Annotated in this window: 1 protein-coding gene; it reads left to right on the top strand. The window is 72.0% G+C overall.

Going from position 1 to position 10652, the window contains the following annotated elements:
- Window positions 1-13 precede the first annotated feature (13 nt).
- Window positions 14-10606 (top strand): type I polyketide synthase, encoded by a 10593-nt coding sequence (locus tag N8I86_RS28430; RefSeq protein WP_263278999.1) that lies wholly within the window; start codon window positions 14-16, stop codon window positions 10604-10606.
- Window positions 10607-10652: the final 46 nt, after the last annotated feature.

The following is a 10652-nucleotide window of genomic DNA, read 5'->3' as shown; positions in this document are numbered from 1 at the left end:
GGAGCTGAGATCAGTGGCGAACGAGCAGGAACTCCGCGAATACCTCAAGAAGGCCATCGCCGACGCGCGCGACGCACGCAGGCAACTGCGCGAGTTCGAGGACAAGGCGCAGGAGCCGATCGCGATCGTGGGTATGGCGTGCCGCTACCCGGGCGGGGTGTCCTCCCCCGAGGATCTGTGGAACCTGGTCGCCGACGGCGTCGACGCCGTAGGTGAATTCCCGTCCAACCGAGGCTGGGACATCGAGAAGCTGTACGACCCGGACCCCGACCAGGTCGGCACGTCGTACGTCCGAGAAGGCGGCTTCCTCCACGACGCGGACCTCTTCGACCGCGAGTTCTTCGGCATGTCACCCCGCGAGGCGACCGCCATCGACCCGCAGCAGCGCCTGCTGCTGGAGACGGCCTGGGAGACGCTGGAGAACGCGGGAATCCTGCCCGCCGCACTGCGCGGCAGCCGCACCGGTGTCTTCACCGGAGCGATGTACAACGACTACGGCTCCCGTCCCGACCTGCCCGCCGAGGGCAACGAGGGCTATCTCTTCAGCGGCAGCGCGGGCTCCATCGCCTCGGGCCGGATGGCGTACACCTTCGGTCTGGAAGGCCCGGCCGTCACGGTCGACACGGCCTGCTCCTCCTCGCTCGTAGCCATGCACATGGCCGTGAACGCGCTGCGCAACGGCGAGTGCGACCTCGCGCTCGCGGGCGGCGTGGCCGTCATGTCGACGCCGACGGCCTTCGTGGAGTTCTCCCGGTTGCGGGGTCTGTCCACCGACGGCCGCTGCAGGTCCTTCTCCGAGGACGCCGACGGCACCGGCTGGTCGGAGGGTGTCGGTCTGCTGCTGGTCGAGCGGCTTTCCGACGCCCGGAAGAACGGCCACCGGGTCCTCGCGGTGATCCGTGGCACGGCGGTCAACCAGGACGGTGCCAGCAACGGGCTGACCGCGCCCAACGGCCCCTCGCAGGAGCGCGTGATCCTCGCCGCGCTGGCGAATGCCGGTCTGACCACGAACGACGTGGACGCCGTCGAGGCGCACGGCACGGGCACGCGTCTGGGCGACCCGATCGAGGCACAGGCCCTGCTCGCCACCTACGGCCAGGGCCGGCCGGCCGAGCGTCCGCTCTACCTGGGCTCGCTCAAGTCGAACATCGGTCACTCGCAGGCGGCCGCCGGTGTCGGCGGTGTGATCAAGATGATCGAGGCGATGCGGCACCGGGTGCTGCCGCGCACCCTGCACGTGGGAGAACCCTCCAGCCATGTGGACTGGGAGGCCGGCGCGGTGGAGCTGTTGACCGAGGCACGCGACTGGCCCGACACCGACGGCCGCCCGCGTCGCGCTGGCGTCTCGTCCTTCGGCTTCGGCGGGACGAACGCCCATGTCGTCATCGAGGAGCCCCCGGCCGCCTCCGACGATCAGGAGGGGGCGGGGTTCCGTGAACTCCCGCTGATTCCCTGGGTGTTGTCGGGCAGGAGTGTGCAGGCGCTGCGTGACCAGGCAGCACGACTGGCCTCGCACCTGGAGACCCGTCTCGGACTCTCCGCGCACGACGTCGCCCTCTCCCTGGCCACGGAACGAGCCACCTTCGACCACCGCGCGGTCGTCACCGGCACCACCCGCGACGAACTCCTCACCAACCTGCACGCCCTGGCACAGGGCGACAGCCCCCAGCAGATCCAGGCCGCCCGCCCCGGCAAGACCGCCTTCCTGTTCACCGGCCAAGGCGCCCAACGCCTCGGCATGGGCCAAGACCTCTACGAAAACTTCCCCGTGTTCGCGGCCGCCTTCGACGAGATCACCACCGCCCTCGACGCACACCTGCCACGCCCCCTACGCGACGTCATCACCAGCGGAGAAGGCCTGGACAACACCGAATACACCCAACCCGCCCTCTTCGCCGTCGAAGTCGCCCTCTACCGCCTCCTGCACTCCTGGGGCATCACCCCCGACTACCTCGCCGGGCACTCCATCGGCGAACTCGCCGCCGCCCACACCGCAGGCGTCTTCACCCTCCACGACGCAGCACGCCTCGTCACCACACGCGGACGACTCATGCAAGCCGCCCGCCACGACGGCGCCATGGCCGCCATCCAGGCAAGCGAGGAAGAGGTCACCGCCGCCCTCCTCCCCCACGGCCAGGAACGCGTCGCCATCGCCGCGCTCAACAGCCCCCACAACACCGTGATCTCCGGCGACCAGGACACCGTCACCGCCCTCACCGAAGCCTGGCAGGCCAAGGGCACCAAGGTCAGACACCTGACCGTCTCCCACGCCTTCCACTCCCCCCACATGGACAGCATCCTCGACGAATTCCACCAAACCGCCGCCACCATCACCTACCACCAACCCCACACCCCCCTCGTCTCCACCCTCACCGGACGCCTCGCCACCACCGAAGAACTCACCAACCCCCACTACTGGACCAACCAGATCCGCCACACCGTCAGATTCACCGACGCCCTCACCACCCTCCACCAAGCCGGAACCCACACCTACCTCGAAATCGGCCCCGACGCCGTCCTCACCACCCTCACCCACGACACCCTCCACACCCACGACCACACCACCGCACTCCCCCTCCTCCGCCGCAACCACGACGAAACCCACACCCTCATCACCGGCATCACCCAGGCCTACACCGCAGGCCTGCCCGTCGACTGGCCGGCCTACCTCGGCAACCCCACCACCACCCCCACCCCCCTGCCCACCTACGCCTTCCAACGCGAGCGCTACTGGCTGGACCCCGTCGAGGCTCCTGCCGACGCCGAAGGGCTGGGTCTGAAGGCGGTCGGACACCCCATCCTGGGTGCCGCGCTGGGGTTGGCCGCCCGAGACGAGTACGTGCTGACCAGCCGCGTCTCGCTGCGCACCCATCCCTGGCTGGCCGATCACGTCATCCTCGGCACCACCTTGCTGCCCGGCACCGCGTTCATCGAGCTCTGTGCTCGCGCGGGTGACCAGGTCGGCACCCCGGGTGTGGAGGACCTGACCCTGTCGGTGCCGTTGGTGCTGCCGGAGCGGGGTGGTGTGCAGGTGCAGGTCGTCGTCGGCGAGGCCGACGACACCGGGCGTCGCGGAGTGGAGGTGTACGCCCGACCCGAACAGGACGGACCCGACGGGCCGGACGGCACTGCCGGTGACGGAGCGTGGACGCTGCACGCCCGTGGACGCCTGGCCCCCGCCGACACGTCCACCGGCGAGACCCTGACGGCATGGCCCCCGGCGAACGCCCAGGAGGTGTCACTGGACGGCGCCTACGACCGCCTGACCGACCTCGGCTACACCTACGGCCCGGCGTTCCAAGGCTTGAAGCGAGCCTGGCGCGGCGACCGCGAGATCTTCGCCGAGGTGTCCCTGCCGGACGACCTGAAGACCGAGGCCGGACGGTACCTGCTGCACCCGGCCCTCCTCGACGCCGCCTTGCACACCCTCCTCCCCGGCGTCGTCGACGAGGACCGGCCGGCCCTCGTGCCCTTCGGATGGGAGGGCGTCTCGATCCACGCGGTCGGCGCCGGTACGGTCCGGGTGCGTCTCTCCCTGGACGGCGACTCCGTCTCCCTGACGGTGGCGGACAGTACCGGTGTTCCAGTGGCGTCCGTCGCTTCGCTGATGCTGCGTCCGTTGTCGGCGGAGGCGATGCGTGAGGCGGCGGCCTCCAGGGGCCCGGACGGCTTGTTCGCAGTCCGGTGGAAGGCCCTGCCGCACGGGGGCACGGCCCCGGCCGCCTCGGACGACGTCGAGGTGTGGGAAGTCGTCCCGGGCGGCAGGACCGCGTCGGAGGTGCTGCACGAGACTCTGCGTGAGGTGCAGCGCTTCCTCTCCGGCGACGACACCGCGGACCGCACACTCGTGGTGGTGACCCGCGGCGCCGTCGCCGTGGACGGCGAGGACGTCGACGACCTCGCCGCGTCCGGCGTGACCGGGCTGATACGGGTGGCCCAGACCGAGCACCCGGACCGGATCGTCCTGGCGGACCTCGAACCGGGAGCCGACGTCGATCCCGGGCTGATCCTGGCGACCGGCGAACCGCAACTGGCGATACGCGGCACGGCGGTGCACGTGCCCCGCCTGGCCCGCGCCTCCGGCGCCCCCGAGGCGGGGCACACGCGTTGGGACGAGGGAACCGTCCTGATCACCGGCGCCACCGGGACCCTGGGCACGGTGCTCGCCCGCCACCTGGTGACCGTGCACGGCGCGCGCGATCTGCTGCTGGTGTCCCGGCGCGGAGCGGACGCCCCCGGAGCCGGGGACCTGAAGGACGAACTGTCCGCGCTGGGAGCCCGGATCACGCTCGCCGCGTGCGACGTCGCCGACAGGGATTCCCTGGCCCGGGTCCTGGCGGGGATCCCGGCCGACCGGCCCCTGAAGGCCGTGATCCACACCGCCGGTGTCCTCGACGACACGGTGCTCACCGACCTGACGCCCGAACGTCTGGACACCGTACTGGCGGCGAAGGCGGACGCGGCCTGGCATCTGCACGAACTCACGCGGGACCGGGACCTGTCCGCCTTTGTCCTCTACTCCTCGATCGCGGGCCTGATCGGCAACGCCGGCCAGGCCAACTACGCGGCCGCCAACACCTACTTGGACGCGCTCGCCCAGCACCGCAGCGCCCTCGGGCTGCCCGGGGTGTCACTCGCCTGGGGCCTGTGGAACCAGACCAGCACCATCAGCGGCGAACTCAACGCGACGGACGTGCGGCGCATCAAGCGGCTGGGGCTGCTGCCGCTGGCCACGGACGAGGCGATGGCCCTGTTCGACTCCGCCCTGGCGGGAACCGAACCCGTCCTCGCCGTCAGCCGCCTCGACACCGCCGCCCTGCGCACACCGCACCAGGCGCCTCCCCTCTTCCGGGCTCTGGTCCCGGCAGGTCCGCGGCGCGCGAACGACGGACGGGGCGTCACCGCTTCCTCGCCGGTCCAGCACCTGGATGCCCTGCCCCGGGAGGAGCGCGAACAGGCGCTGACCGACCTCGTGCGCGCCCAGGTGGCCGCGGTCCTCGGACACACCGACGTCAACGCCGTCGACGCCGAACGCGCTTTCCAGGAGCTGGGCTTCGACTCGCTGACCGCCGTCGAACTGCGCAACCAGCTCAACAACGCGACCGGCCTACGACTCCCCAGCACTCTCATCTTCGACCACCCCAGCCCCGCCGCCCTCGCCGCCCACCTGTCCTCCGAGCTGTTCGGCACGGGTGAGGCCGGGGCGGCCGCCGTCGCAGCGGACTCCGCCTCCATGGAGCCGATCGCGATCGTGGGGATGGCCTGCCGCTACCCGGGCGGGGTGTCCTCCCCCGAGGACCTGTGGAACCTGGTCGCCGACGGCGTCGACGCCATCACCGAGTTCCCCTCCAACCGAGGCTGGGACATCGACAAGCTGTACGACCCGGACCCCGACCAGGTCGGCACGTCGTACGTCCGAGAAGGCGGCTTCCTCCACGACGCCGACCTCTTCGACCGCGAGTTCTTCGGCATGTCACCCCGCGAGGCGACCGCGACCGACCCGCAGCAGCGCCTGCTGCTGGAGACCGCCTGGGAGACGCTGGAGAACGCGGGAATCCTGCCCGCCGCACTGCGCGGCAGCCGCACCGGTGTCTTCACCGGTGTGATGTACCACGACTACGCCACGGCGACGGGGTCCGTCCCGGAGGAGGTGGAGGGCTATCTCGCCGCGGGGAGCGCGGGCAGTGTCGCCTCGGGCCGTCTGTCGTACACCTTCGGCTTCGAGGGTCCGGCGATCACGGTCGACACGGCCTGCTCCTCCTCGCTGGTGGCCCTGCACATGGCCGCGGGCGCGCTGCGCAACGGCGAGTGCGATCTGGCCCTCGCCGGCGGCGTCACGGTCATGGCCACTCCCACCACGTTCGTGGAGTTCTCCCGGCAGCGCGGTCTGTCCACCGACGGCCGCTGCAAGTCCTTCGCCGACGACGCCGACGGCACCGGCTGGTCCGAAGGCGTCGGTCTGCTGCTGGTCGAGCGGCTCTCCGACGCCCGGAAGAACGGCCACCGGGTCCTCGCGGTGGTCCGCGGCACGGCGGTCAACCAGGACGGCGCCAGCAACGGCCTGACCGCACCCAACGGCCCCTCCCAGGAACGCGTCATCCGCCAGGCCCTGGCCAACGCCGGCCTCAGCACGGACGACGTCGACGCCGTCGAAGCCCATGGCACCGGCACCCGCCTCGGCGACCCCATCGAGGCACAGGCCCTGCTCGCCACCTACGGACGCGACCGCACCACAAGCAAGCCCCTGTTCCTCGGATCCCTGAAGTCCAACATCGGTCACTCGCAGGCGGCCGCCGGTGTCGGCGGAGTCATCAAGATGATCGAGGCGATGCGGCACGGAACGCTCCCCCGCACGCTGCACGTGAGCGAACCCTCCAGCCACGTCGACTGGGGCACGGGCACGGTCCAGTTGCTGACCGAGACGCAGGACTGGCCCGCCACCGAAGGGCGGCCGCGCCGTGCCGGCATCTCCTCCTTCGGGATCAGCGGCACCAACGCCCACGTCGTCATCGAGGAACCCCCGGCCGCACCTCAGGGCCGGCCCCCTGCCCCGTACGCCGAAGTTCCCCTGCTGCCCTGGGTGTTGTCGGGTAGGAGTGTGCAGGCGCTGCGTGACCAGGCAGCACGACTGGCCTCGCACCTGGAGACCCGCCTGGGACTCTCCGCGCACGACGTCGCCCTCTCCCTGGCCACGGAACGAGCCACCTTCGACCACCGCGCGGTCGTCACCGGCACCACCCGCGACGAACTCCTCACCAACCTACGCGCCCTGGCACAAGGCGACGGCCCCCAACAGATCCAGGCCGCCCGCCCCGGCAAGACCGCCTTCCTGTTCACCGGCCAAGGCGCCCAACGCCTCGGCATGGGCCAGCAACTCTACGAAAACTTCCCCGTGTTCGCGGCCGCCTTCGACGAGATCACCACCGCCCTCGACGCACACCTGCCACGCCCCCTACGCGACGTCATCACCAGCGGAGAAGGCCTGGACAACACCGAATACACCCAACCCGCCCTCTTCGCCGTCGAAGTCGCCCTCTACCGCCTCCTGCACTCCTGGGGCATCACCCCCGACTACCTCGCCGGCCACTCCATCGGCGAACTCGCCGCCGCCCACACCGCAGGCGTCTTCACCCTCCACGACGCAGCACGCCTCGTCACCACACGCGGACGACTCATGCAAGCCGCCCGCCACGACGGCGCCATGGCCGCCATCCAAGCCGCCCAGCACGACGTCGAAGCAGCACTCGCACACGAAACCGGAGACATAGCCGTCGCAGCGGTCAACTCACCCCAATCGACGGTGATCTCCGGCGACACGGACGCAGTGGAACGACAGGTGACCCGGTGGCGCGAACACGGCCACAAAGCCGTACGACTGACCGTCTCCCACGCCTTCCACTCCCCCCACATGGACAGCATCCTCGACGAATTCCACCAAACCGCCGCCACCATCACCTACCACAAACCCCACACCCCCCTCGTCTCCACCCTCACCGGACGCCTCGCCACCACCGAAGAACTCACCAACCCCCACTACTGGACCGACCAGATCCGCCACACCGTCAGATTCACCGACGCCCTCACCACCCTCCACCAAGCCGGAACCCACACCTACCTCGAAATCGGCCCCGACGCCGTCCTCACCACCCTCACCCACGACACCCTCCACACCCACGACCACACCACCGCACTCCCCCTCCTCCGCCGCAACCACGACGAAACCCACACCCTCATCACCGGCATCACCCAGGCCTACACCGCAGGCCTGCCCGTCGACTGGCCGGCCTACCTCGGCAACCCCACCACCACCCCCACCCCCCTGCCCACCTACGCCTTCCAACGCGAGCGCTACTGGCTGGAGGGCACGAACAACGGCCCCGGCGACGCGGCGCTCGCGGCGAGTGTGTTCGGGCACCCGCTGCTGGCCTCGGTAGTGGAACAGGCCGGCGGCGGAGGCGTGTTGTTCAGCGGCCGGGTCTCGGTCGAGACGCATCCGTGGCTGGAGTCGTACGCCGTCCTGGACACCCCCGTTCTGCCCGCCGCCGCCCTCGTGGACCTCGTCGTGCGCGCCGGTGACGAGTGGGGGCTCGGCACGCTCGACACCCTCACCGTGCACACTCCGCTCGCGCTCTCCGCGCAGGCCCCGACGGAGATCCAGCTCGTCGTCGCCGACGGCGACGACTCGGGCCCGCGAGCCTTCACCCTGTACGGCAGGCCCGCCGACGAGGGCGCTCGCTGGACCACCTACGCGGACGGCGCCCTGTCCGCGGCCCCGGCCCAGCCGGTGCGTCCCGTCGGCGACGGCAGCGGTACGGAGGTGACGCTCGCCGACGAGCTGCTGCCGGACGCGGCCCGCTACGGACTGCACCCCGCGCTGCTGGAGGAGACCCTGCGTGCGGTGGAGGAGGCCGACGCGCTCGCCCCGGCCCGGCCGGGCGCCGTTCTCGTCCCGGCCGAATGGCGGGACGTGCGGCTGCACGCGAGCGGTGCCACGGTCGTACGCGTCCGCTGGGAGGCCGTCGACGAACGCACCGTGACCGTCCGGCTGACCGACGCCGCCGGCGAGCCGGTCCTCACGGTCGGCCGACTGGCCTTCGGGGAGGTGCCGTACGACCGGTTCACCGCCGCGGGCAGGGCGGCCCTGCCGCTGTACCGCACGAAGTGGCGCGCCGCCGAGCTGCCGGCGGCCGGGGCCCCACTGCGCTGGGCCGACTTGGGCCCGGGCGGCGGTGAGGACCACGGCGACGGCATCGTCTACGCGACCCTCTCCGAAGCGGCGGAGGCCATGGCGGCGGGTGCTCCCGTCGACGCCCTGCGCGTGTGGGCCCACGACGAGTCCGCCGCCGACGTCGTCGACGCCCTCCACCTGCGTACCCGTGACGCCCTCGACCTGGTCCGGCGGTATCTGGCCGACGAGCGTCTCGGAGACGTCCCGCTGGCCGTGGTCACCCGTGGCGCCGCGGCCGTCGGCGACAAGGAGGTCGCCGACCTCCCCGGTGCCGGAGTCCGGGGCCTCGTGCGTTCCGCGCAGGCCGAGGCACCGGGGCGGATCTTCCTTGTCGACGTCGAAAAGCGGCCGGCGGGCGAGGGAGAGCAGCGGCAGCTCGACGCGCTGCTCTCGGCGATCGTCGCCGCCGACGAGCCGGAGGCCGCCGTGCGCGGCGCCGAGATCCGGGTGCCGCGCCTGCACCGTGCCGACGCCCCCGCCGCCGACGCGTCCCGTCCGGGCTTCACCCGGTCCGCCGAGGCCGGGGGGACCGTTCTGATCACCGGAGGCACCGGAGCGATCGGCTCTCTGGTGGCCCGCCGCCTGGTGGCCGAGCACGGTGTACGGCACCTGCTGCTGCTCGGCCGGCAGGGCACCGCCGCCCCGGGCGCCGAGGCCCTTGTCGCGGAACTCACCGCGGCGGGTGCCACGGTCACCGTCACGGCCTGCGACGCCGGGGACCGTGCCGCGCTCGCGACCGTCCTGGACGGCATCCCCGCCGAGCACCCCCTGACCTCCGTCGTGCACGCCGCCGGCATCCTCGACAACGCGCTGGTCACCGAGCTGTCCGAAGCGAGCCTGACCGGGGTCCTCGCGGCCAAGGCCGACGCGGCCTGGCATCTGCACGAACTCACGCGGGACCGGGACCTGTCCGCCTTCGTCCTGTTCTCGTCGAGCGTGGGCGTCCTCGGCGGTCCGGGCCAGGCCAACTACGCAGCCGCCAACGCGTTCGTCGACGCGCTCGCCGGACTGCGCGCCGCACAGGGGATGCCGGCCACCGCGATCGGCTGGGGCCTGTGGGACCCCGCCGAGGTCGGCGGCGGCCTCAACTCCGGTCTCGGCGCGTCGGGCCACCGGCGCTACACCAAGGAGGGCTTCCGGCTCATCCCCGCACAGGAAGGGCTCGGTCTGCTCGACGCGGTCCTCGCGGGGAGCGCGGCCCACTCGGTGGCCCTGCCGCTGGACCTCGCGGCCCTGCGCACGCACGGCCGGGTACCGGCCGCGCTGCGCGACCTGGTCCCCCTGCCGGGCCGCAGGGGCGCCGCGCACGGCGCGGACGCCACGGGCGGTGCCACCGGCCGGGCCTCGCTGGAGACACGGCTGGCCGCCCTGCCCGACGAGGAGCGCGGGCAGGTCGTACTCGACCTGGTGCGCGGTGAGATCGCGGCGGCTCTGGGCCACGCCGGAGCCGATCAGGTCGCGGCCGACCGAGCCTTCCGGGACCTCGGCTTCGACTCGCTGACCGCCGTGGACCTGCGCAACCGGTTGACGGCCGCCACCGGGCTGCGGCTGCCCTCCACGCTGGTCTTCGACCACCCGAACCCCGAGGAGCTCGCCGGCCACCTGCTGGGCCGGCTGGACCTGGGTGACGCGCCCGGCGGGACCGGCGCGCTGGCGGAGCTCGACCGCCTGGAGGCGACGCTGCTCGGCGCGGACGCCCCCGCCGACGCGGAGACCCGCTCCGCGGTCACCGCCCGGCTGACGGCTCTGCTGACGCGGATCGCGTCGACGGACACGGCCGAGGCCGACGCGGTGGACGTCGCCGAGTCCATCGAGGCCGCCACGACGGACGACCTCCTGGCCTTCATCGACACGCAGCTCGGCCGTTCTGCCAGCTGAACCTCGGCGGGGGCGTCCCAGTGGCGCCCCCGCCCGGACTGAGGAG

Source organism: Streptomyces albidicamelliae (genome assembly GCF_025642175.1).
Classification (GTDB): Bacteria; Actinomycetota; Actinomycetes; order Streptomycetales; family Streptomycetaceae; genus Streptomyces; species Streptomyces albidocamelliae.
Note: the sequence above shows the minus strand (reverse complement) of the source record. Positions and strands in the feature narration are given on the sequence as shown.